Origin of the sequence: Gordonia sp. DT30 (assembly GCF_049844915.1) — a bacterium.
Taxonomy (GTDB): domain Bacteria; phylum Actinomycetota; class Actinomycetes; order Mycobacteriales; family Mycobacteriaceae; genus Gordonia.
Genome location: NZ_JBNCLY010000006.1, coordinates 19,441 through 43,494, shown reverse-complemented (window position 1 = coordinate 43,494; position 24,054 = coordinate 19,441). Strand labels below are relative to the sequence as shown.

The window sequence follows — 24,054 nt, the reverse complement described above, 5'->3', positions numbered from 1 at the left end:
CGACCAGTTCGGGCCGCGGGCATAGCGGACGCCGAGCTGCTCGCGGATCAGTCCGCGCCCGCGGGCCCGGCCGACACCCAGCGGGCGAACGCGCCGAGCATCCCCAGCGCCACCAGCACCCATACCGCCAGCGCCACCCAGCTCTCCCAGAGCCCGACGGTCACCATCCAGCCGGTATCGCGGACATGGCCGAGCTGGCGGGTGGCCTCGCCGTACATGCCGATGGGGAACACCATGGCCCACAGGGCGGCCCGAAAGCGCCGGTTGCCGCCGGGCCGGAAGGTCTGCCAGTGGGTCAACGCGATCAGCATCGGCACCAGCCAGGTGATGAACGACCAGATCGCCATCGCCACCGCACCGACCACGGCTTCGGACATGACCGCCTGTTCGGTACCGGTGCCCAGGATCTCCGCGGCGGCGAGCACCGAGATGGCGCCGGCCCCCATGAGCACCCAGTACGGGGCCACCTCGTCGTCGGCCCGCATCGGCACCAACAGCAGACGGGCGCCGACAAGCACGGCGACGATCACCAGCTGCAGGATGCCGATTCCCCAGCAGACGGTCGCGAAATTCGCCATCCCGGGACTTCCCACCGCATGCGCGTAGGCCGCCGCCGACACCCCGATCGACTGGGTGGCGACCACCCACAGAAGCCAGGTGCCGTCGACCCGGGCGAGTCCGGTCTCACCGCCACGGCTCAGGCTGAGCAGGATCCCCGAGATCACCGTGTATTCGAGAAGCACCCAGGAGACCGTCGCCACGATGATCAGCACCAGCGCCCACGTGTTCTGGCCGATCGCGGCGAGCCGAGTCGCCAGCACTCCGGCGGCGGCGGTGAAGGCCAGTGTCGCGAACCTGCGATCCCGGATCTGCGCGAGAAGCCGCCTGGCTCGCCCCGGTCCGGATCGCCCCAGTCCGGCGAGCACCCCGGCCAGCAGTCCCACATAGCCGACGACCGCGAGCCAGAACAGGATCAGCGATGCCAGATCGGCGCCGGTGTTGCGTAGCGCCGTGGAAACGATGCCGGTGGCCATCACATACGTGAACTGATCCAGCCGGGCCGCCGCGAGCGCCGACCACCAGCGCCGTATTCCGCCCTCCACCGCCATAGTGGTCCTCTCCGCCGCCGGTCGACGTGTGCTCTCGATCAGGAGATCCGTGCTTTGAATTGTGCACAGCCCAACCGCTCCGCGGGCCCACTCGGCGCCGGCGGGCACCGATCCCCCGGCCTGCCGGCCTCGTTTTGATTCATCCGAACGGGTGACCCCGGTGGCCGTGCCCACGCCCGGTCGACTTGAATGGGACCGAACACAGACCACGGAGGAGGCTGCGGTGGGGGTCATCGCCAAACTCAAGGGCGAACTCGTCGACATCATCGAGTGGCTCGACGACTCGCGAACGACTCTGGCGTGGCGATTCCCGCGCTACCAGAACGAGATCAAGAACGGTGCGCAGCTCATCGTCCGCGAAGGCCAGCGTGCGGTATTCGTCTATCGAGGCCAACTGGCCGACGAGTTCGGTCCCGGGCATTACGCGCTGACCACCGAGAACCTGCCCGTGCTGTCCACCCTGCAGGGATGGAAGCATGGCTTCGACAGCCCGTTCCGCAGCGAGGTCTACTTCCTCAACACCCGACCGGTGACCGAACTCCGTTGGGGCACACCAACACCGGTCACCATTCGAGATCCGGAGTACACCCTGGTGCAGGTCCGGGCGAACGGACTGTGCGTGATCCGCATCGCCGATCCCGCGATCTTCCTGCGGCAGGTCATCGGCACCGACAGCAACGTCGACGTCGACGAGATCGCCGAGCTGCTGCGCCGGGTGATCGCCCAAGCCTTCGCCGATCTGATCATCGACACCGGCCTGGGCGTGCTCGACCTGCAGGGCAAGCTCGGCGAGATCTCCACACGGTTGCAGAAGTTGGTGGCCGAGCGGGTCGACGACGAGTACGGGCTCGCCGTCGACGACGTGATCCTCAACGTGTCGCTGCCCGAGGAGATCACCTCGGCGATCACCCGCGGCGTCGCCCGCGGCCTCGAGGAACAGGGATTCCTCGATCAGGTCGACGACATGGCGCGCTTCCAGCAGGGACGCGTCGGAGATGCCCTGCTCGCCGGCGCCCAGAATCCCGGTGGCGGTGGTATCGCCGACTTCCTCGGTGCCGGAATGGGTTTGGCGCTCGGACAGCAGGTCGGTGGGGCGATCGCGGGATCGGCGACGCCGGCCGCCACACCCCCGTCCACGCCACCCGCGTCCACGCCGCCCCCGTTGCCTGCGGCGAGTTTCCACGTCGAACAGAACGGGCAGGCCGCCGGTCCGTACACCGTCTCCCAGATCCAGGCGTCGGTGGCTTCGGGCGCGGTGACCGCGGCGACCCTGGTGTGGTCGGCCGGGATGACGCAGTGGACGCCCGCGGGTCAGGTTTCCGCACTCGCGCAGCTCTTTACCGCCCCGCCGCCGTTGCCCACGTCATGACCCCTCCCGAACAGACGCCGCAATCCCCCGCGGCGCCACCGCCGCTGCCGGTGACGCCGCCGCCCAGCTCGGTTCCGACGCCCCCGCCGGTTGCCGACTCGGGGGACGCGTCCCAGCACACCCGCACGTTCGAGTGCGGAAGTTGCGGTGACGGTCTCGAATTCGACCCCGCGTCGGGGCAGTTGACATGCCCGAGTTGCGGTTCCACCCAACTGATCTCCCTCGATCCCACCGAGCAGCTCGGACAACATGACCTGCGGGATCCCGGGGTCGGCAACCGCGCCGCCTCCGGGCTGCTGTCGGCGGCCGATCCGGCAGCCGCGCAGGAGCGCCAGGTGATCTGCCAGAACTGCGGCGGTACAATCGTTTTCACCGGAAGCCTGACCGCAACCCGATGCCCGTACTGCGCCACCGCCATCCAGCGGGACGACATCCACACCGCGCCGGAGGTACTGCCCGTCGACGGTGTCATCCCGTTCGGGGTCGACGACGATGCCGCGACCACCCACATCGAGAAGTGGATTCGCTCGCGATGGTTCGCGCCGTCGGAGTTCAAACGCTACCGACGGCTGGGTTCCTTGCAGAGCGTCTACTTCTCCTACTTCAGCTACACCGCCACCGCGCACACCGACTACGTGGGTCAGCGCGGCGACGACTACACGGTCACCGTCGGCACGGGCGATGACCAGCACACCGAGACCCGCACGCGGTGGCACCACGTCAGCGGCCACCTCACCGACTCGTTCTCCGATGTTCCCGCCCTGGCCAACGACGGTATCGACCCGCAGCGGGTCGAGGCGTTGAAACCCTGGCCGATGACCCAGGCCCGGCCGTTCACCGGCGAATATCTGGCCGGACACCTGGCACGCACCTACGAGCATGGGCCCGAGGAGACGTTCGGGCGGGCGCGCGCCGAGGAGATCGACCCGGCGATCGAGTCGTCGGTGCGCCGCGACATCGGCGGTGACCACCAGCGAATCCACTCGTCGCACTCGGACTTCGACCCGCTGCGGTTCCGGTACCTGTTGATGCCGATCTGGCTGTTGACCGTCGTCTATGGGGGCACGCCGTTTCAGGTCTACATCAATGGCGTGACCGGAGAGGTCCACGGCGACCGCCCCTACAGCACGGTCAAGATCGTCTCGGCGATCGCCGCCCTCGTACTCGTGCTCATCGGCATCTGGGCGCTCTACCAGTACCTACGATGAGTATCCTGCTGATGGCGTTGGTCGCCATGGTTTTCCTCGGGGTGATCGGCGGCGCGGTCGCGCTCACGGTCGCCCTGGTGCGGTCGAGCCGCAGCCAATCACGGTCGGCGGCGGTGCTACATCCCGGTCACACGCCCACCGCGCCCCCGGGGTGGGCGCTCGGCCACGACCCCGAGGTTCGGCTGTACCGACGGATGCAGCACGCGATGGCGCCCCTGTATTCGGTAGCGATCACCGATGGCGCCTTCCTCGACAGTCGCGTCCGACTCGAACTGGCGGTGGCGCAAGTGGGTTCACAATTGATGGCCTGCTCGGCCGCCGACCGTTCCTACGCCGGGGCGATCCTGCCCGCGATCGACGCATGGATCACGCGGCTCGAGACGGTGATCCCGCGGATTCTCACCGGTGCCCCCACCGCCCCGACGGAAGTCGATGAGCTCGTCACCGCGCTGCCGGGGGTGCCGCTCCGCGGGCACGAGACGTAGCCCGGTTCACGCGGCCCGAGCTTGCTCGCGCGGGCTGTCGACGGACCGCGCGAACCAACTCGGACCGCGCGAACGCGGCTCATACGCCCCGAAGCGGTCACGAAGTGCCAGAGTAGAGGCATGGACACGACCAATCTGACCTCCCTCGTCGACGAGCTCATCGCCACAGCCCATCGCAGCCGCAGTGGCCGCGCGTCACACACGCTGCACGGCAGTTCGTCACATCGGTTGCGCCAGACCGTGATCGCCCTGGTCGCCGGACGCGAACTGGCCGAACACGAAAGCCCCGACGAGGGCACCGTGCAGGTGTTGCGCGGCCACGTCACCATGGCCGTCGGCACCGACAGCTGGGAGGGTACCGACGGAGACCTGGTGACCCTTCCCGACGCGCGCCACAATCTGTCGGCCCAACAGGATTCGGCGGTGCTGCTCACGGTGTACATCGCGCGAACCCGAGGCAACGATGACACTGCCGACCAATGACACCCTAACTTCTTGCTGTACTTGATATTCCCGGTACCGGGGCAACTCACCGACGGCTGAACACGAATCTGCGATTCGGACTGCGTCCGATGTCGACCGGCCGTATGGTGACCGCATGGCCCGGTCCCCGGATGTGCAGGGCTCTGCAGCCACCGCACTGTTGAACATCGGCAGATTTTTCACCCGATGGGACGAGACTCAGGACGCCCGCGCGGTTTTCCGTGAGGGCGGCCGGCGCGGCGATGTGTTCTATCGTGACCGTTGGAGTCACGACAAGATCGTGCGATCCACCCACGGCGTCAACTGCACGGGATCGTGTTCGTGGAAGGTCTATGTCAAAGACGGCGTGATCACCTGGGAAACCCAGGAGACCGACTATCCGTCGGTGGGTGCCGACCGACCCGAATACGAGCCCCGCGGATGTCCGCGCGGCGCGGCATTCTCCTGGTACACCTACTCCCCGACGCGGGTCCGGCATCCCTATGCGCGCGGAGTCCTCGTCGAGATGTACCGCGCGGCGAAGGCGAAACTCGGCGACCCCGTCCTCGCGTGGGGTGACATCGTCGGCGATCCGGTGCGACGCCGGGCGTATCAGCAGGCCCGCGGCAAGGGCGGCCTCATCCGCGTTTCCTGGGACGAGGCCGTCGAAATGGCTGCGGCCGCACACGTTCACACCATCAAGACCCACGGCCCGGACCGGTGCGCCGGCTTCTCGCCCATCCCGGCGATGTCGATGGTCTCGCATGCTGCGGGCAACCGCTTCATCCAGCTCATCGGCGGGGTGATGACCTCCTTCTACGACTGGTACGCCGATCTTCCGGTCGCCAGCCCGCAGGTGTTCGGCGATCAGACCGACGTCCCCGAATCGGGTGACTGGTGGGATGCGAGCTACCTGGTGATGTGGGGCTCCAATGTTCCGGTCACCCGCACCCCCGACGCCCACTGGATGACCGAGGTCCGCTATCGCGGAACCAAGGTGGTCGCGGTGAGTCCCGACTACGCCGACAACACCAAGTTCGCCGACGAGTGGCTGCCCGCCCAGGCCGGCACCGACGCGGCTCTCGCGATGGCGATGGGCCACGTGATCCTCACCGAGTTCTTCGTGCGCAGGCGCACCGACTTCTTCGACGAGTACGTGCGCACCTACAGTGACCTGCCCTTCCTCATCCACCTCGACGAGCACGAGTCGACGTTGGTGCCCGGAAAGTTCGTCACCGCAGAGGAATTGGGTACAGAGGAATTGGGTACAGCGGGATCAGGTACAGCGGGATCGGGTACAGACGCCACCGCCGACGAGGACGCCTGGAAGACGGTGGTGCTCGACGAGGCCACGGGCCGCCCCGTGGTGCCCAACGGCTCGCTGGGTTTCCGCTACGCCGATTCCGGTGTGGGCAAGTGGAATCTGGATCTCGACGGCGTCCGCCCGATGCTCACGCTGCTCGGCGCGGATGCCGAACCGGTCGAGATCTCGCTGCCCGCCTTCGACGCACCCGACGGCAGTGGGTCGGTCCTGCGGCGCGGTGTCCCGGCGCGGCGGGTGAACGGGCATCTCGTCACCACGGTCTTCGATCTGATGCTCGCGCAGTACGGAGTCGCCCGGGACGGGCTCCCCGGCGACTGGCCGACGGGTTACGACGACGTCGAAACGCCCTACACCCCGGCCTGGCAGGCCGAGATCACCGGCGTGCCGGCCGTGGCCGCCATCCGGGTCGCCCGCGAATTCGCCCGCAACGCAGAAGAATCCGGCGGCCGGTCGATGATCATCATGGGCGCGGGCATCTGCCAGTGGTTCCACGGTGACGCCACCTACCGGGCGATCCTGTCGCTGCTGATCCTCACCGGGTGCATGGGCCGCAACGGCGGCGGCTGGGCGCATTACGTCGGGCAGGAGAAGTGCCGGCCGATCACCGGCTGGATCTCGCTGGCCAACGCGCTGGACTGGTCGCGGCCGCCACGCACCATGGCGGGTACGTCGTACTGGTACATGCACACCGATCAGTGGCGCAACGACGGGTATTCGGCGGCGTCGCTGGCCTCCCCGTTGTCCCGCGGCACGATGGACCATGCGCACACCGCCGACGCCATCGCCCAGTCGGCGCGGCTGGGCTGGATGCCGTTCTATCCGCAGTTCTCGGTCAATCCGCTCGACGTCGCCGACGAGGTCAGCGCCGCGGTCGCCGACAACACGGAGGCCACCGTCGCCGGCGAGGTGGCCCAGCGCCTCGTCGACGGCCGGTTGACGCCGGCGATCTCCGACGTCGACGCCCCGGAGAACTGGCCGCGCACGTTGGTGCTGTGGCGGTCGAATCTGATGGGCTCCTCGGCCAAGGGCAACGAGTACTTCTTGCGCCACCTGCTCGGCACCCACCACAACGTGCTCGGCAGCGAGAATCCCGATGCGCCACGGCCGCGCGACGTCGTCTGGCACGAGCAGGCGCCGGAGGGCAAGCTCGACCTGTTGTTGTCGGCCGATTTCCGGATGACCTCGACGACGCTGCTCTCCGACATCGTGCTGCCTGCGGCCACCTGGTACGAGAAGCACGATCTGTCGTCGACCGACATGCATCCCTTCGTGCACGCCTTCTCCCCCGCGATCGACCCGCCGTGGGAGGCCAAGACCGACTTCGACTTGTTCCACCGGCTGGCGCAACGTCTTTCGGAGTTGTCCCGCGACCATCTCGGGGTGCGCCGTGACCTGGTCAGCGCACCGATGCAGCACGACACCCCTGGTGAGACCGCCACGCCGCACGGCCGTGCGACCGACTGGTGGCCGGGGTCCGGGGATGGTTCGCCGCGCACCGCACCGGCGCGGGGCGTGCCCGGCGCCAACATGCCGACCTTCACGGTCGTGGAACGTGATTACACCGCCATCGCCGACAAGCTCGCCACCGTCGGGCCACTGGCCGACTCCCTCGGTTTCACCGTCAAGAACGTCACGTACGACCTCGAGGAACAGACGGCGAAGCTGGCCGAGTCCAACGGGGTGATGTCGCACGGGGTCGGCGCCGGGCGACCGGCCATCGACACCGATTCCAAACTCGCCGAGGCGATCCTGACGTTGTCGGGCACCACCAACGGCGAACTCGCCGTCAACGGTTTCCAGAAACTGCAGCAGCGCGTCGGAGTCGGCCTCGAGGATCTTGCGAGCGGCTCGGCGGAGAAACGCATCCGATTCACCGACACCCAGCAGGGACCGGTGCCGGTGATCACCTCACCGGAGTGGTCGGGATCGGAGACCGGCGGCCGCCGCTACGCTCCGTTCACGGTGAACATCGAGCGGCTCAAGCCCTTTCACACCCTCACCGGCCGCATGCACTTCTATCTCGATCACGACTGGATGATCGACATCGGCGAGGCGTTGCCCATCTATCGTCCGCCGCTGGACATGCACCGGCTCTTCGGTGAACCCAAGCTCGGCCCGGACGGCGCCAAGCAGATCACCGTCCGTTATCTGACCCCACATTCGAAGTGGTCGATCCATTCGGAGTATCAGGACAATCTGTTCATGCTCTCGCTCTCGCGCGGCGGTCCGACCGCCTGGCTGAGCCCCGATGACGCCGACCAGATCGATGTGCACGACAACGACTGGATCGAATGCACCAACGCCAACGGTGTTCTCGTGTGCCGGGCCATCGTGAGCCATCGCATGCCGCCGGGGGTGTGCTACGTGCACCACGTGCAGGAACGCACCATCGACGTACCCAAGTCCGAGGCCACCGGCCGGCGCGGCGGTATCCACAACTCGGTCACCCGACTGCTGATCAAGCCGTCGCATCTGATCGGCGGCTATGCCCAATTGTCGTATGCGTTCAACTATCTCGGACCGGCGGGCAATCAGCGCGACATCGTGAGCACCATTCGCAAGCGCAGCCAGGAGGTGACGTTCTGATGCGGGTCATGGCACAGGTCGGCATGGTGATGAATCTCGACAAATGCATTGGCTGCCACACGTGTTCGGTCACCTGCAAACAGGCCTGGACCAACCGGTCGGGCACCGAGTACGTGTGGTTCAACAACGTCGAAACCCGCCCGGGCCAAGGCTATCCGCGCCAGTACGAAGATCAGGACCGCTGGCGTGGCGGCTGGCACCTCAATCGCCGCGGGAAGTTGCGGCTGCGTACCGGCGGGCGCCTGCAGAAGCTGCTGTCGATCTTCGCCAGTCCCGTCCAGCCCACCATCGCCGACTACTACGAGCCATGGACCTACGACTATCAGACCCTGGTCGATGCGCCCCTGGGCGACGACTTTCCCGTCGCCCGCCCCAAATCCCTGCTGACCGGCGAAGACACCAACATCACCTGGTCGGCGAACTGGGACGACAACCTCGGTGGCGCACCGGAAATGGGCGCACTCGACCCGGTCGTGGCCAAACTCCGGCGGGAGTCCGAGGACGCGATCAAGTTCAGCTTCGAGCAGACGTTCATGTTCTATCTGCCGCGGATCTGCGAGCACTGCCTCAATCCGTCGTGCATGGCTTCCTGCCCGTCGGGGGCGATCTACAAGCGCTCCGAGGACGGGATCGTCCTGGTCGATCAGGACCGGTGCCGCGGCTGGCGGCAGTGCATCACCGGATGCCCGTACAAGAAGATCTATTTCAACCACAAGTCCGGCAAGGCCGAGAAGTGCACGCTGTGCTACCCGCGGATCGAGGTCGGACAGCCGACGGTGTGCTCGGAAACCTGCGTCGGCCGCCTGCGTTACCTCGGCCTGTTCCTCTACGACGCCGACGCCGTCACCGACGCGGCGTCCACCCCGGATCCGAAAGATCTCTATGAGGCGCAACTGGATCTGATGCTCGACCCGAACGATCCCAAGGTGATCGCCGCCGCGCGCGAACAGAACATCCCCGACGACTGGCTCGACGCGGCCCGCCGTTCGCCGGTGTACGCGCTCGCCAAGAAGTACCGGGTGGCGCTGCCGCTGCATCCGGAATATCGCACGATGCCGATGGTCTGGTACGTCCCGCCGTTGTCGCCGATCGTCGACCTGCTGTCCGAGCAGGGCCATGATGCCGAAGACCCCGGCACCCTGTTCGGCGCGATCGACGCGCTGCGTATTCCGGTCGACTACCTCGCCGAACTGTTCACCGCAGGCGACACCGCCGTCATCGACAAGGTGCTGCACCGGCTCGCCGCGATGCGCGCCTACATGCGTGATGTGAACCTGGGCCGCGAACCCGTTGCCGGCATTCCGGGGGCGGTCGGGATGACCGAGGAGCAGATCTATGAGATGTACCGGCTGCTCGCAATCGCGAAATACGATGAGCGATACGTGATTCCGACCGCCCACCTCGAACAGGCCGAAAAGCTCGACGAATTGGCCTGCCCCCTCGACTACGACGACGGTCCGGGCATGTTCGATTCGTCGGCGTTCGGCGAGGCCAGCGGCCGGCCGGCACCGGTGTCGGTGGAGACCTTCCATGCCCTGCGACAACGCCAGACGACCGACGAGCCGGCCGGTTCCGGAGTGCTCTCCGGCCGCACCAATCTGTTGAACTGGGACGGCAACGGCGCGCCGCCCGGGTTGTTCCCGGATCGGGGGGACCGCGCATGAAGCCGCTGCTGCGACGTCGTACGCAACGCGACCATCGGGTCGTCCACCAGGTCGCGTCGTGGTGTCTGGGCTACCCCGACGACGGTCTCCTCGAACGCCTGCCGTTGTTGACCGCGGCATTGGGTGAACAGGACGAGCACGAATCGGTGCGCGCGGTGCGCACGGTGATCGCCGATCTGGCCGCCGCGGACCCCGATGAGTTACGCCACGACTACATCGACACCTTCGATCTGTCGCGCAAACAGACGCTGTACCTGACGTATTGGTCCGACGGTGACACGCGGCGGCGCGGCACCGCGCTCACGACGATCAAGCAGCTCTACCGCGACAGCGGGTTCCTGGTCGACCTGAACGGTGAACTGCCCGACCACCTGCCGATCGTGCTCGAGTACTGTGCGCGTGCCGATCCGGAGCGGGGACGCGAACTCCTCGCCGAGCACCGGCCGGCCCTGGAAGCGATTCGCACCGCGCTCGCCGAGCGGGGCAGCCGGTATGAACCGATCCTCGCCGCGATCTGCGCGACGGTACCCGTCGCGCGCGCGTCGGCGCGGCCGGCCGACATTCCGGTGGAGTCGGTCGGTTTGGAGCCCTACGATCCGCGACTGCTCCCGCTGTCGCCGACCCAGCGCGTTCGGCCTCCGCGGACTTCGGTGCTGCCATGAACATCGTCCTCTGGGGTGTGGTGCCCTACCTCACGCTGGCACTGGTGATCGGCGGAACGATCTGGCGGTACCGCTACGACAAATTCGGGTGGACGACCCGCTCGTCGGAACTCTACGAATCACGATTGCTGCGCATCGCGTCGCCGCTGTTCCATTACGCCGTCCTGGGCATCATCGTCGGGCACATCATCGGGTTGGTGATCCCCGAGTCGTGGACCGAGGCGATCGGGGTGTCGGAGTCGCTCTATCACTGGGGCGCAGGCGGTCTCGGTCTCGTGGCCGCAGCGGCGGCCCTCGTCGGCGTCGCCATGCTCATCTACCGCCGACGCACCACCGGACCGGTGTTCATGGCGACCACCCGCAACGACAAACTGATGTATCTGGTGCTCGTTGCGGCGTTGGTGGCGGGCACCTACGTCACACTCGTCGGCGCGCTGGCACCGCACGACCCCGGCGTCAACTACCGCGAGACGGTCTCGCCCTGGTTCCGGTCGACCTTCTATTTCAATCCCGACATCAACGCGATGGCCGCTGCGCCGTTGGGGTTTCACGTGCATGTGCTCATCGGCATGCTGCTGTTCTGCCTTGTCCCGTTCACGCGATTGGTGCACATCTTCACCGCACCACTGCATTACTTCTTCCGTCCCTACATCGTCTACCGGAGCCGAGATGACCTGCGCGCACCGGGAAATCGGGCGAGCCGACCGGGTTGGACACCCGTGGGAGTAAAGGAACGACACCGATGACCACCACCGAGACCGCCGATGCCGCCACCCGACGAGCCCAGTCGGTCAACCTGATCCTGGCGACCGCGGCGTTCACCATCAGCTTCTGGGCATGGAATCTGATCGGCCCGCTGGGCGTCACGTACGCAAAGGATCTGAGTCTCTCCGCCGCGCAGAAGTCGGTGCTCGTCGCCATCCCCATCCTCGTGGGATCGCTCGGCCGCATCCTCACCGGCGCGCTGACCGATCGTTTCGGTGGCCGGATCATGTTCCCGGTCCTGATGGTCGCAACCGTGCCCTTCGTGGTGCTCGTCGCCGTCGGCGGACACTTCGACAGCTATTGGCTGCTGATCGTGGCCGGCTTCTTCCTCGGCATCGGCGGCACCACCTTCGCCGTCGGCATCCCGTTCGTCAACGCGTGGTACGACCCGTCGCGGCGCGGTTTCGCCACCGGCGTCTTCGGCGCCGGAATGGGCGGGACGGCGCTGTCGGCGTACTTCACGCCTCGCTTTGTCACCTGGTTCGGTTACTTCGTCACCCACCTGATCATCGCGGTGGCGCTGGTCGTCGTCGCCGCCATCTGCTGGACGTGGATGCGCGATGCCCCGCGATGGTCGCCGAACCACGACCCCGTGATCCCCAAACTCGTTGCCGCGGTACGCCTGCCGGTCACGTGGCAGATGGGATTCCTCTACGCTGCCGCCTTCGGTGGATTCGTCGCCTTCAGCACCTATCTGCCCACCTATCTCAACGACGTGTACTCGCTCGACATCAAGGCGGCAGGCACCCGCACCGCGGGCTTCGCGATCGCCGCCGTCATCGCCCGGCCGCTCGGTGGCGTACTGGCCGACAAGTTCGGTCCGCGGACGATCACGTTCATCTCATGTGCGGGTGCGGCGGTGCTGGCGGTGTGGATGATCACGAAACCACCGCTGGAAGTGCCCGCGGGTCTCGACTTCGTCCTCATGGCCGTGTGCATGGGACTCGGTTCGGGATCGGTGTTCACGTGGGTCGCGCAGGCCGCGCCGTCCGAACGGGTCGGCTCGGTGACCGGCATCGTCGGGGCGGCCGGCGGTCTCGGCGGCTTCTTCCCGCCGTTGGTCATGGGCGCCACCTACGACGCAGCAACGCACAGCTACACCGTCGGTCTCGGTCTGCTCATCGGCTTCGCCGCGGCGGCGGCACTGTTCACGGTGTTCGGTATTCGCCGCACGGTTGCGCGCAGCCGCACCGAGTCCGGTGAACGCGCACCCTCCACGTGAGGCCGGTGCGGACGGACCGCACGACACAACCCGGTGACCGTCGCAGCGCGCGGCTATATTCGTGATCGATGAACATCGGTGTGTCGACTGTGGTCGAAGCCGCGGTCCGGCCCGGCCATGTCCTGCGTACAGATGACGTCACCGGCGCCACCCTCGACGAACTGCTCGACACGATCTCCGACGACCTGCCGGTGTTTCTCGATCACCGCGGGCCCGACGACCGCACGGCCGCACACGTGAGCACCGAGGTCCTCGACGCGCTGGAGCAGATTCTCGTCGACCTCTTTCCGGCCTGGCTGCCCGGTGGCCGGCCGGGTCAGCTGGTCGACGTCGCCGACGCGGAGTCGGCGGCTCGGGCGTTGTGCCGTGACGCCGGACTGGCCGGCCCGGCGGTGGTGATCGATCTTGCCCGTTCGGCCGCGGCCCGCACGGTGCCGCGCCGACGGCAGACACCCGAGTCGCGCGCCGCCGGCCTGGCCGGCCTACTCCGGCACGCCTACCGGAGACCGCAGATCATCCTGGCGGTACGCGCGAGTGCCGGCCTCTCCCCCGCCGGACAGCGCACTGCCGCCGCGGCCTACGAATGGCTGGCGGTGCATGCCCGATGCACGGTCTGGTTGAGCGCCGACGCGCTGGAGCAGATCATTCGCGTCCCCCGGGTCCGGCTGGGGCTCGCCGGATCGGGGCTCGCCGGATCGGGGCTCGCCGGATCGGGGCCCGCCGGATCGGGGCTCGCCGGATCGGGGCCCGACGACACCGAGGACCATCGGGGCTCCCCCGTGCCCGGCGCGGATACACCGATACTCGCGGTATCCCGGCCGATCGGCGCCCCCTCCCCGAACAGCCGGGCCGAGCAAACACTCGAAACAGTGCTCTCGCGCCGGGGCTGGGCGGCCGACCGGCAGTGGAATCGTCGGCCCGGCGGCCTGCATCCCCTCGCGCCCGTTGTCGTCGTCGACCTCCTGTGGGCCACCGAGCAGGTCATCGTCGAGATCGACGGGCCGGACCACCGCCGCGCCGACAAATACGCAAACGACCGCAGCCGCGACAACCTGCTGCAACAACACGGCTACCTCGTGCTGCGCTACACCAACGAGCAGGTACTCGCCGACGCCGATCTCGTCGCCGACGAACTCCGTGAAATCCTGGACGCACGGCAGCGCCGGGCCTGCGCACCCACACCGATCCGATCCGAGGAGGCTCCGACGTGGACCACCCGAAGCTGACACCGAGCCAGAGCGCGGTGCTCTTCGTCCTGATGGCCGAGTCCCGCGCGCTCTCGACCCCGCAATTGCGGGCATTGGGCCCCAACCTCGACAAACCCGGGCGCGAGTTGCTGGCGCGACACGGCCTCATCGAATCCGTCAAGGGCGCTCGGGGAGCACTGTTCCATTCGCTGACCGATCGCGGATGGGCTTGGTGTGCAACAGAATTGCCGGATGGTCCGCCCGCGCGCTCACAGCCACCGATCCGTGCGATGTATGCCGTGCTGGCCGGCCTCGGCCGTTACCTCGACGCCGAGGATCTACGCCTGCATGAAGTCTTCGGCCGGCCGCGGCCCGAGGACACGTCCACCCACGCAACCCCGGCGCCGGCCACCGATGATCGCCCGGCCACCGACCTCCGGGGCATCATCGTCGAGACCTACTACCGCCTTGCCCCGGTCCGTGGTGCGCTCGTCGACGTCGCGCGCCTGCGGACCGCGATCACCGGCCATTCTCGTGCTGCCTTCGACGCCGCGATCGTCGAGCTGGAACAACAGCGCGGCGTCAGCCTGATACCGCAGGACGACCGCGCACGACTGACCGCAGGCGATCACGCGGCCGCAGTGATGGTCGGCACCCAGCCATGCCACCTGTTCGCCATCGAGGAGGCCTGATGGAACGCCAGACGCGCCAAGCGTTGGAATCGATTCGGCTCGACTGGGCCGATACCCCCGACGACGTCTGGGGCGCCGCGAACCCCTACCACGTCGACGGACTGCACAGCCAGATCGTGGTGGAGACCATGCGAAGCTTCGACGACGCCCAGCGCTCGGAGTCGGCAAGCCCCATCGGAGTGGTGATCCGCGGCGTGGCCGGCTCGGGCAAGACCCACCTCCTGGGCCAGGTGCGCCAGCGCGTCCAGAGCACCGGCGGCTACTTCTTTCTGCTGAAACTGCTTGACGGCAGCGACTTCTGGAAGTCCACGACCGTGGCCATCCTGGAAAGCCTCAACCGCCCGGGTGCCGAGCACCCCACGCAATTGGCGCAACTTCTCGACCATCTGGCGCGCGAGTCCGGCGTGCCGGAGACGACTCGGCTCGCCGTCATCGGTGCGGCGCCACTGACCGGCACCGCGCTCGAAGAATTCGTCGCCGGGGTGTATCGACACCACGCCCACCGGCGTCGGTCGCAACACATTCTGCGCGCCCTCGTCCTGACCGCCTCACAAGACGACGATGCCAAGGATCTCGGCGAGGCCTTCCTGCACCTCGATGTCGACGACGCCGACGAGTTGGCGGAGTGGGGCATCCGGAATGCCAAACTCGGCTACCAGGAAATCGTCCAGAACATCTCTCGTATCGTTGCCTTCGACAACGCGGCCGTGCTGGCGATCGATCAGATCGACACGTTGATCGAGGCGGGCAAATCGGCCCTCACGGGCGAGGAGTCGATCGTCGAGCAGGTGGCCCACGGCTTGATGGCGCTGCGCGAGAACATGAGTCGCACGTCAACCGTGGTCTCCTGCATCACCGCCGCATGGGACTACCTCGAGGGCCGCGCCATGCGGTCGGCATCCGAACGCTTCCGCAAGCCACCGATGCTGCAGCGTCCCGCGTCGGCCGACTTCGGGCGGGAGTTGCTCGCCAAGCGATTCGCCCCCGGCTTTGCGCGCGCCGACTTTACACCCCCGTATCCGACGTGGCCGGTGGCGCTCACCGCCCTGACGAGCGCCACGCAGTACACCCCGCGCGAGCTCATGATCGCGGTGGACCGGCAGATCGCCGCGATGCTGCGATCCGGCGACTTCCACGAACTCGTCGATCTCGCCGACACCGACGCCACCCCGATCGGTGAACCGGCGGCCACGCACACCGACACCGTCGATGGGGAAAGTGCGCCGGCGACCACCGCCGCCGCGACACCCGGGCAGACCGCCACCGGACCGAAACCCGAACTCGCCGAACTCGATCGGCGATATGAGGACCTGATCGCGCGCGCCGATCCACTCCCCGCGCTCGTGTCCGACGGCGAAGATCGCATCGTGCCGGGGTTGCTGCGGGCCGGACTCGGCGCCTGGATCGAAGCCGTACCGGCCGATCCCGGCGAATGGCGGCAGGATCCGAAGCCCGGCGCGAAGCCGGTCCTTCATGGCCGGATCCGGCACATCATCGATTCGCACCGGGAGCTCGACGAATCGTGGAGCTTCCGCGCCATCTCGGCGACCAATCCGCGAGCCGTTCAGACCCGCCTGGCGAATGCGACCACCGCAGCCGGCCTGAGTCTGGGGACGGTCGAGAGAACCCTGGTGATACTGCGGCGCGAGCCGTGGCCCAACGGACCGAAGACCGCGCAGATGGTAGACGAATTACATTCGCGCGGCGGCAAAGTCGTTGCGTGGTCGGAGCCGGACATCCGGCGATTGATGGCCCTCACCCAGTTGGGTGACGAGCATTCACCACACCTACATGACTGGATCGTCGCCCGCAATCCGGCGGCCGAGATCGAGTTGTTCACCGAGATTCTCGGCACCGGGACGGCACGATCGGCGACGTCGCCGGCGAGCGCCGCGAGCGCACCGGTCACCGCGACTGCCCAACCGCCGCATGCCGCCCGAGCGCCGCATGCCGCCCATCATCGGTCTGGGGCCGTCGGCACCCTGCAGTCTGGCGCCGCCGACATCCTGCAGTCTGGCGCCGCCGACATCCTGCAGTCTGGCGCCGCCGACGAACTGCCCCTCGGTCACCGCACCAACGGAGGCGAGCCGGTGTCTGTGCCGTTGGTGGCACTGCGCAAGCACATCGCGATCTTTGCCGGGACCGGATCGGGCAAGACCGTCCTCATCCGTCGAATCGTGGAAGAAGCTGCGCTACAAGGGGTTTCCGCTATCGTTCTCGACATCAACAACGATCTGTCCCGGTTGGGCACCCCGTGGCCGCCGGCGACCCGCACCTGGAGCGACGCCGAGGGCGAACTGGCCGACCGCTATTTCGCCGACACCGAGGTCGTCGTGTTCACCCCAGGCCGGAAGGCCGGACGCCCGTTGAGTTTTCGTCCGCTGCCCGACTTCGCCGCCCTCGAGCAGGAATCCGACGAGTTCACCGCGGCCGTGGACTCCGCCGTCGGCGCACTTCTGCCCCGCGCGCGTCCGAGCGAACGCGGCGCCAAGGCCGGGCGCTACGAGGCCGTACTGCGCCAGGCCATGGTGCACTTCGGACATTCGGGCGGCGGAAGTCTGCAATCGCTGGTCACCATGCTCTCCGAACTCCCGGACGGGGTCAGCACCCTCGCCGACGCACCACGACTGGCGATCGATCTCAGCGAGAACCTCAAGGCGTCGATGGCCAACGACCCACTCCTCGACGGCGACGCGGCGCCGGCCGACCCCGGGTTCCTGCTGACGCCCTCGCCCGGCCGTCGGGCCCGGGTCTCGGTCATCAACCTCGCCGGCCTCGGCGGTGAAGAGCGCGTCGCCAACTTCGTGGGACAGCTACAGATGTCGCTGTTCGCCTGGATCAAGAAGAATCCGGCCGCCGACCGGCCGCTCGGCGGGATTCTGGTCATGGACGAGGCCCAGAACTACGCACCCTCGCAGGGCACCACCAGTGCCATGCAGAGCACCCTGGCGCTGGCCTCGCAGGCCCGGAAGTACGGTCTCGGACTGATCTTCGCCACCCAGGCGCCCAAAGGTATCCACGGTCGGGTCAGTGGCAATGCCTCGACGCAGTTCTTCGGGAAGCTGAACCACCCCAACCAGATCGAAGCCGCCAAGGAACTCGCGGCCAGCAAGGGCAGTCCGATTCCGGATGTGGGCCGGTTGTCGACCGGCACGTTCTACACCGCCGTCGACGGGGGCAGGTTCATCAAGGTGGACACCCCGTTGTGCCTGAGCTATCACCCGCAGAGCCCGCCCACCGAGGACGAGGTCATCGCGCTGTCGCGTCCCTGACCAGGAAATCCCCGGTTATGACCGGGCCCTGTGGACAACTGCGGCTCGACCGCTCGAACTGTCGTACCCCCGTGATGCCATGGACGCACCTCGAACAAAGGAGCGCCCATGGCCGATCACGCCGCTGCAATCCGTGGCATCCCACGCTGGCATCCCGATCCGATCATCCGTGAGACGTTGGCGACCATTCGCCGATTCGGCTGGGCGGTCACCGCGGTGAGCGACGAGTGCGCATGCGGCGACGCCGCATGCCTGCCGCAGGAGTGCGCCTTCGCGTATACGACGGGTCTCGCCCTGCACACGATCCCCGATCTCGCCGTCTACGGCCTCGACCCACGCACGAGTTGCGAGTTGCTCAACGAACTCGGCGACCTTTTCCATCGCACCGACTGGCGTTCGGTGGTCGATCGCCGGATCGAGGTCGAGGTGCATGCGCTCGATGTGCCGGTCCGGGTGATCGAGATCGTCGACAAGGCCGATCTGCTCATCACCAACGAGCTTTTCCCGAACCATCCTGCGCTGCAAGTCGTCTGGGCCGACGACCTCGGACTGTATCCGTGGCAGGAGGGCTATTGCCTACAGCCGGTGCACCAGCTGGTCAAGGGCATCGCGGACGTCGGCGCGGGTCATCTGGCAGGTCCGCACGTGGTGAGCGCCGCGGACGGACCCGACCGCACAGTGCCTCGGCGGGCCCGGCGGCGCCGACCCCGCGAGTGAGGCCCTGACCGGACTCCGGTGTGGGGCGGGCAGTCCATGGCGCGCCCCACGCCGGGCCCGGTCGAACCGAGCCCGCGTGCCGGCGGGGCCGAACGACTGGGGCACACTGGATTCATGCGGCACCTCGCACCGGGAGAGAACACCGCGCTGCCCTCACCGACGGTGACGGTATCGGTGCGCTCGGCGACGCCGGTGAACACCTCGGCGGTGTTACTCGCCTCGGATGGTCGGGTGCGCTCGGATGCAGACTTCGTGTTCTACAACCAGCCCACCGGTCCCGGCATCGCCTACCGGTCGGACGGATCCGCCGACGTCCTCACCGTCGACACCACACGTGTGCCGCCGGACATCGTGACCGTTGCGATCGCGGCCAGCCTGGACGGCGCCGGCCCGGCGTCGTTCGCCACGGCCGGCCGACTGGAGGCAACCGTGACGCCCGCCGCCGGTGGCGAACCGATCTCCTTCGTGCCCACCGATCTCACGAGCGAGGCCGCGGTGATCTGTCTGGAGATCTATCGCCGCGGCGACGGCTGGAAGGTCCGCGCCGTCGGCCAGGGATACGACGCCGGATTGGCCGGGCTGGCGACGGCGTTCGGCATCGACATCGAGAGCGATTCGACACCCCCGACCACGCCACCGCGGGTAGCCGACCCACAGCCGTGGCCGCCGGCATCCACAGCCACCACCGGAGCCCAGAACCCACCGGCCACCGGCCACCGGCCATCGGCCCGACCGCCTCTCCAGGGAGCATCCATGCACAGCGATCTGTTCCACCGCGACCACGCCGAGGTCTCCGGGCAGGGCATCCAGAAGCAGGGCGCCAAGATGTGCCGGATCGGGCTGTCCGGCGAGGTCATGGCGCGAGCCGGGTCGATGGTCGCCTACCAGGGTGATCTGAGGTTCGAGGCGCTCGGTGCCGGGGGCATCGGACGCATGATGCGCCAAGCACTTTCGGGTGAGGGCGTCCCATTGATGAAGGTGAGCGGGCGCGGCGACCTGTTCCTGGCCAATGCCGCCGCCGACGTCCATCTCATCGACCTCGACGGCACCGACGGCCTGACCATCAACGGCGCGAACGTGCTGGCCTTCGAGGCCGGCCTCACCTACGAGGTCGCCCGGGTGCACGGCGCGGGCGCCCTCGGCAACGCCGGGATGTACAACTGCGTGTTCACCGGCCGTGGCCGAATCGCCATCACCACCGACGGCACGCCCGTGGTCCTCGACGTCGACGCCGCCACCTACGCCGACCCCAACGCCGCGGTCGCCTGGTCGTCGAGCCTGCGCACGTCTATCAAGACGAACGACTCCTTCAACCTCGGCACCCTGATGGGCCGAAGCACCGGCGAGCGCCTCACCCTCGCGTTCTCCGGTCAGGGCTTCGTCGTCGTGCAGCCGTCGGAGCTACCGCCCGGCGGGTTCGTCGGCGGCACCGGTGACGGCGGACAGGCCGGTGTCGGCGGCATACTCGGCGGATTCCTCGGGCGTTGACCTCCCACCCACCTCGAACACTTTCTGGCGATTTCCGGCAGGTCCAGGCATTTCCGGGTACCACTCCAGCCGGTATTTGACTTAGCAAATTACCGGCACTTTTGCCCCGGAGTACATACGTACTCTTACCGCATGGTAAGTTCACTTCCGCCTGAATTCGTGACTTACGGCACTCAGGTCGCCGCCTTGGGGGGCGGTCACTTTTGGGAAGGGGAATTGGTGTGCTGCGTGGAGATACTTCACGGCGGGGATGGACCCGCAAACTCGTAACATCGCTCGCTGCTGCCGCGACCGGCATCGGCGTGGCCGCGACCTTGGCCGGTCCGGCAGCTGCTGCCGATCAGCAGCAACAACTGGCCGACTACATCAACGCGGGTGCCAAGAAACCCGTTGTCGCCGAGAACATTTTGAAGGGCGGCAGCACTTGGCAGACACCTGCCGGCAATGGCCCGCAGCAGGATTCGTTCCTGCCCGCCTTCGCTTATGGACTGACCAATTCGAATGCGGCGCCTCCCGGCGCCAATGACTGGTCCTGCAAGCCGGCCGAAGGCCAAGAGCCCGTCGTCCTCGTGCACGGCACGTGGGAGAACGCCTACAACAACTGGGCGATGATCTCACCGGCGCTCAAGAAGGAAGGCTACTGCGTCTACGCACTCAACTACGGCATCTCGAACCCGCTGCAGGGTGGTGGCCTTGGCGGCCTTCTGCCCGGCGCCAACGGCACGGGCGATATCGCGAAGTCCGGCAAGCAGGTCGGCCAGTTCGTCGACAAGGTGCTGAAGTCGACCGGCGCGTCCAAGGTGAACATGGTCGGCCACTCGCAGGGCGGCATCACCGCGCGCGAGTACCTGCGCTACGACGGCGGCGCGGCCAAGGTCGACAACCTCGTCACCCTCGGTGCCACCAACAACGGCACCTCCCTCCTCGGGATCGGCGCGCTCGGCCGCAACATCAACAACCTGGGTATCGACACACTCGGTCCCGTGGCACTGGGCGTCGGTGCCTCCGGCATCCAGCAGGTGTACGACTCGGTGTACATCAAGCACCTCAACGCGGGCGGCAAGTACGCCATCGGCGACGTGAACTACACCATCGTCGGAAGCCGCTACGACGAGGTCACCACCCCGTACCAGTCGACGTTCTTCCCGGCCGGTACACCGCACACGAAGAACATCACGCTCCAGAACGGGTGTGAACAGGACACGTCGGACCACCTGGCATTGAGCTACTCGCCGCGTGCGGTCTCGATCGTCCTCAACGCGTTCGATCACAAGACGAAGATCGTCTGCGCACCGAATGCGTGGCTGTTCGGCTGACCACCAGCCCAGCTCCGCAACAACGCGATGCCGCCTCCCCGTCGGGAGGCGGCATCGTGGTTTCTCGGAGGTGGCGCGCCTTGAACGAGAAGCACAACGCGCGGTACGTTGACGTTTACCTACTTTCGTGACTTAAGACACTCAGGTCACCAACTATCGGGTTTGGTCACTTCCGGAAAGAGGTATTGGTGTGTTGCATGGAGGAACTGCGCGGCGGGGTTGGACCCGCAAATTCGTAACATCCCTGGCCGCTGCCGCCACCGGCATCGGTGTGGCCATGACGATGGCCGGCCCGGCCGCTGCGGCCGATCAACAGCAGCAACTCGCCGACTACATCAACGCCGGTGCCAAGAAACCCGTTGTCGCCGAGAACATTCTGAAGGGCGACAGCACGTGGCGGACACCCGTCGGCAACGGCCCCGAGCAGCAGGCCTTCATACCCGCCTTCACCTACGGGCTGAGCAGTCCGGACATCGCACCTCCCGGCGCCAACGACTGGCACTGCAGGCCAACCAAAGGTCACAAGCCCGTCGTCCTCGTCCACGGCACCTGGGAGAACGCCTACAACAACTGGGCGATGATCTCCCCGGCCCTGAAGCGAGCAGGTTACTGCGTCTACGCACTGAACTACGGCATCGCGCCGCTCTCGCAGGGCGGCGGAGTGGCCGCTCTCCTGCCCGGCGCCTACGCCACCGGTGACATCACGAAGTCCGGAACACAGTTGGGTGAGTTCGTCGACCACGTGCTGAAGTCGACCGGAGCGACCAAGGTGAACATGGTCGGCCACTCGCAGGGCGGCATCACCGCTCGGCAGTACCTGCGCTACGACGGTGGCGCCGCCAAGGTCGAGCACCTCGTCACGCTCGGTGCCACCAACAACGGCACCTCGCTCGACGGGATCGGCACACTGGGCCGCACCATCAACAACCTCGGGATCGACGTGCTCGGTCCGATCGCGCTGGGCGTCGGCACGTCGGGCATCCAGCAGGTCTACGACTCGGTGTTCATCAACCACCTGAACGCGGGCGGCAAGTACGCCATCGGCGACGTCAAGTACACCATCGTCGGTACCCGCTACGACGAGGTCACCACGCCGTACCAGTCGACGTTCTTCCCGCCCGGCACACCGAACACCACGAACATCACGTTGCAGGACGGGTGCGAGCAGGACAAGTCGGATCACCTGGCGTTCAGCTACTCGCCGCGCGCGGTCTCCATCGTCCTTCGCGCATTCGACGGCAGGACGAACCTCGTGTGCGCCCCGAACGCATGGCTGTTCGGCTGACGGCCAGTTACACCACAGGCGCAAAAGCTCTTCCCCCACTTCTGGTTTCGTCCCCCAGTTGCTTCTGGGGAAAGAACAGAAAAGTGGGGGAAGAACGAGTCTTCCCCCACTTTTCGTTGGGTTATCGAGGCGCCGGTGATGTCACCGGCGCGAAGTCACCAGCTCGACTTCTGCACGCCCGGCAGCTCGCCGGCGTGTGCCATCTCGCGCAGGCAGATACGGCACAGACCGAACTTGCGGTACACCGAGTGCGGGCGACCGCACCGGTTGCACCGGGTGTACCCGCGCACGGCGAACTTGGGCTTCTTGTTGGCCTTGTTGACCAGAGCCTTCTTTGCCATGTCAGTTGTCCTTCGCGTTGTTGTCCTTGAACGGGAAGCCCAGCGCGCGGAGCAGTGCGCGGCCTTCGTCGTCCGTGGTGGCCGACGTGACGACGGTGATGTCCATACCGCGCGGCCGGTCGATGTTGTCGATGTTGATCTCGTGGAACATCGACTGCTCGTTCAGGCCGAACGTGTAGTTGCCGTTGCCGTCGAACTGGCGGTCGCTCAGGCCGCGGAAGTCGCGGATACGGGGCAGCGCGATCGACACGAGGCGGTCGAGGAACTCCCACATCCGGTCGCCGCGCAGGGTCACGCGCGCACCGATCGGCATACCTTCGCGGAGCTTGAACTGTGCGATGGACTTACGGGCGCGACGAACCTCCGGCTTCTGACCGGTGATCCGCTCGAGGTCGGTGACCGCGCCGTTGATGAGCTTGGCGTCCCGGGCGGCGTCACCGACACCCATGTTCACCACGACCTTCACCACGCCGGGGATCAGCATGACGTTGGCGTAGTCGAATTCCTTGTTGAGCGCGTCCTTGATCTCGGCACGGTAGCGCTGCTTCAGCCGGGGCTGAACCTTCTCAGTTGTGGTCATCTCAGATGTCCTTCCCGGTCTTGCGCGAGATGCGGACCTTTTTGCCGGTCTCTTCGTCGACGCGGTATCCGACGCGGGACGGGTTGCCCTCGGAGTCCACGACCATCACGTTCGAGACGTGAATGGGGGCTTCCTGGGTCACGATGCCGCCCGATGCCGCGCCACGCTCGTTGGCCGAGGCGGCGGTGTGCTTCTTGATCCGGTTGACGCCCTCGACGAGAACTCGCTGACGCTGCGGGTAGGACTCGATGACCTTGCCCTTGGCGCCCTTGTCCTTGCCCGAAATGACGATCACGGTGTCACCCTTGTGCACCTTCATG

General features: G+C 67.0%; 20 protein-coding genes. 16 read left to right on the top strand and 4 right to left on the bottom strand.

Features of this window, described 5'->3' with window-relative positions:
• Window positions 1-47: 47 nt before the first annotated feature.
• Window positions 48-1,109 carry a tellurite resistance/C4-dicarboxylate transporter family protein gene (locus ACLQ3C_RS07860; RefSeq protein ID WP_425704494.1) on the bottom strand — a complete coding sequence of 354 codons (1,062 nt, stop codon included), beginning with the start codon at window positions 1,107-1,109 and terminating at the stop codon, window positions 48-50.
• 223 nt (window positions 1,110-1,332) lie between these two features.
• Here ACLQ3C_RS07860 and ACLQ3C_RS07855 point away from each other — a divergent pair, with 223 nt between their 5' ends.
• The 16 genes from ACLQ3C_RS07855 to ACLQ3C_RS07780 all read left to right on the top strand — a co-directional run bounded on the left by ACLQ3C_RS07855 (window position 1,333) and on the right by ACLQ3C_RS07780 (window position 22,813).
• Window positions 1,333-2,478 (top strand): SPFH domain-containing protein, encoded by a 1,146-nt coding sequence (locus ACLQ3C_RS07855; protein WP_425704493.1) that lies wholly within the window; start codon window positions 1,333-1,335, stop codon window positions 2,476-2,478.
• A complete protein-coding gene (locus ACLQ3C_RS07850) occupies window positions 2,475-3,686 on the top strand; it encodes a hypothetical protein (protein WP_425704492.1) in 1,212 nt (403 codons plus the stop codon). The genes ACLQ3C_RS07855 and ACLQ3C_RS07850 overlap by 4 nt, the downstream gene beginning before the upstream one ends.
• The gene (locus ACLQ3C_RS07845) at window positions 3,683-4,171 is read left to right on the top strand and encodes a hypothetical protein (RefSeq protein WP_425704491.1); all 489 of its coding nucleotides are present in this window, start codon (window positions 3,683-3,685) and stop codon (window positions 4,169-4,171) included. Before ACLQ3C_RS07850 ends, ACLQ3C_RS07845 begins: the two co-directional genes overlap by 4 nt.
• A gap of 120 nt (window positions 4,172-4,291) precedes the next feature.
• On the top strand, window positions 4,292-4,654 hold the full coding sequence (locus ACLQ3C_RS07840; protein WP_425704490.1) for a LuxR family transcriptional regulator: 363 nt from the start codon (window positions 4,292-4,294) through the stop codon (window positions 4,652-4,654).
• Window positions 4,655-4,769: 115 nt separating this feature from the next.
• Window positions 4,770-8,543, top strand: coding sequence for a nitrate reductase subunit alpha (locus tag ACLQ3C_RS07835; protein ID WP_425704489.1), 3,774 nt, complete (start codon window positions 4,770-4,772; stop codon window positions 8,541-8,543).
• A complete protein-coding gene (narH, locus tag ACLQ3C_RS07830) occupies window positions 8,543-10,207 on the top strand; it encodes a nitrate reductase subunit beta (protein ID WP_425704488.1) in 1,665 nt (554 codons plus the stop codon). The genes ACLQ3C_RS07835 and narH overlap by 1 nt, the downstream gene beginning before the upstream one ends.
• The gene (gene narJ, locus ACLQ3C_RS07825; RefSeq protein ID WP_425704487.1) at window positions 10,204-10,869 is read left to right on the top strand and encodes a nitrate reductase molybdenum cofactor assembly chaperone; all 666 of its coding nucleotides are present in this window, start codon (window positions 10,204-10,206) and stop codon (window positions 10,867-10,869) included. Before narH ends, narJ begins: the two co-directional genes overlap by 4 nt.
• Window positions 10,866-11,615, top strand: coding sequence for a respiratory nitrate reductase subunit gamma (gene narI / locus ACLQ3C_RS07820; protein ID WP_425704486.1), 750 nt, complete (start codon window positions 10,866-10,868; stop codon window positions 11,613-11,615). Before narJ ends, narI begins: the two co-directional genes overlap by 4 nt.
• Window positions 11,612-12,856, top strand: a complete 1,245-nt coding sequence (locus ACLQ3C_RS07815; RefSeq protein WP_425704485.1) for an MFS transporter — start codon at window positions 11,612-11,614, stop codon at window positions 12,854-12,856. Before narI ends, ACLQ3C_RS07815 begins: the two co-directional genes overlap by 4 nt.
• Window positions 12,857-12,924: 68 nt before the next feature.
• A complete protein-coding gene (locus ACLQ3C_RS07810) occupies window positions 12,925-14,082 on the top strand; it encodes a DUF559 domain-containing protein (protein WP_425704484.1) in 1,158 nt (385 codons plus the stop codon).
• Entirely contained in the window at window positions 14,064-14,735 is a 672-nt protein-coding gene (locus ACLQ3C_RS07805; RefSeq protein WP_425704483.1) for a MarR family transcriptional regulator, read from the top strand. The genes ACLQ3C_RS07810 and ACLQ3C_RS07805 overlap by 19 nt, the downstream gene beginning before the upstream one ends.
• Complete coding sequence (locus tag ACLQ3C_RS07800) at window positions 14,735-18,007, top strand: helicase HerA domain-containing protein (RefSeq protein WP_425704482.1); 3,273 nt, start codon at window positions 14,735-14,737, stop codon at window positions 18,005-18,007. Before ACLQ3C_RS07805 ends, ACLQ3C_RS07800 begins: the two co-directional genes overlap by 1 nt.
• Before the next feature lie 108 nt (window positions 18,008-18,115).
• On the top strand, window positions 18,116-18,724 hold the full coding sequence (locus ACLQ3C_RS07795; protein WP_425704481.1) for a DUF4262 domain-containing protein: 609 nt from the start codon (window positions 18,116-18,118) through the stop codon (window positions 18,722-18,724).
• A 114-nt stretch (window positions 18,725-18,838) separates the two neighbouring features.
• Window positions 18,839-20,212, top strand: coding sequence for an AIM24 family protein (locus ACLQ3C_RS07790; RefSeq protein WP_425704480.1), 1,374 nt, complete (start codon window positions 18,839-18,841; stop codon window positions 20,210-20,212).
• Window positions 20,213-20,433: 221 nt separating this feature from the next.
• Window positions 20,434-21,528: an esterase/lipase family protein gene (locus ACLQ3C_RS07785; RefSeq protein ID WP_425704479.1), complete on the top strand. Its 1,095-nt coding sequence runs from the start codon at window positions 20,434-20,436 to the stop codon at window positions 21,526-21,528.
• Between the two features lie 277 nt (window positions 21,529-21,805).
• Window positions 21,806-22,813 carry an esterase/lipase family protein gene (locus ACLQ3C_RS07780; RefSeq protein ID WP_425704478.1) on the top strand — a complete coding sequence of 336 codons (1,008 nt, stop codon included), beginning with the start codon at window positions 21,806-21,808 and terminating at the stop codon, window positions 22,811-22,813.
• Between the two features lie 155 nt (window positions 22,814-22,968).
• On the opposite strand, the gene ACLQ3C_RS07775 is transcribed toward ACLQ3C_RS07780, so the two are convergent.
• Genes ACLQ3C_RS07775 through rplX form a run of 3 tightly spaced genes read right to left on the bottom strand, consistent with a single transcriptional unit; the run spans window position 22,969 to window position 24,053 of the window.
• A complete protein-coding gene (locus tag ACLQ3C_RS07775; protein WP_425704477.1) occupies window positions 22,969-23,154 on the bottom strand; it encodes a type Z 30S ribosomal protein S14 in 186 nt (61 codons plus the stop codon).
• 1 nt (window position 23,155) lies between these two features.
• Window positions 23,156-23,734, bottom strand: a complete 579-nt coding sequence (rplE, locus tag ACLQ3C_RS07770; protein WP_425704476.1) for a 50S ribosomal protein L5 — start codon at window positions 23,732-23,734, stop codon at window positions 23,156-23,158.
• Between the two features lies 1 nt (window position 23,735).
• Complete coding sequence (rplX, locus tag ACLQ3C_RS07765) at window positions 23,736-24,053, bottom strand: 50S ribosomal protein L24 (RefSeq protein ID WP_425704475.1); 318 nt, start codon at window positions 24,051-24,053, stop codon at window positions 23,736-23,738.
• Between the last annotated feature and the right edge of the window lies 1 nt (window position 24,054).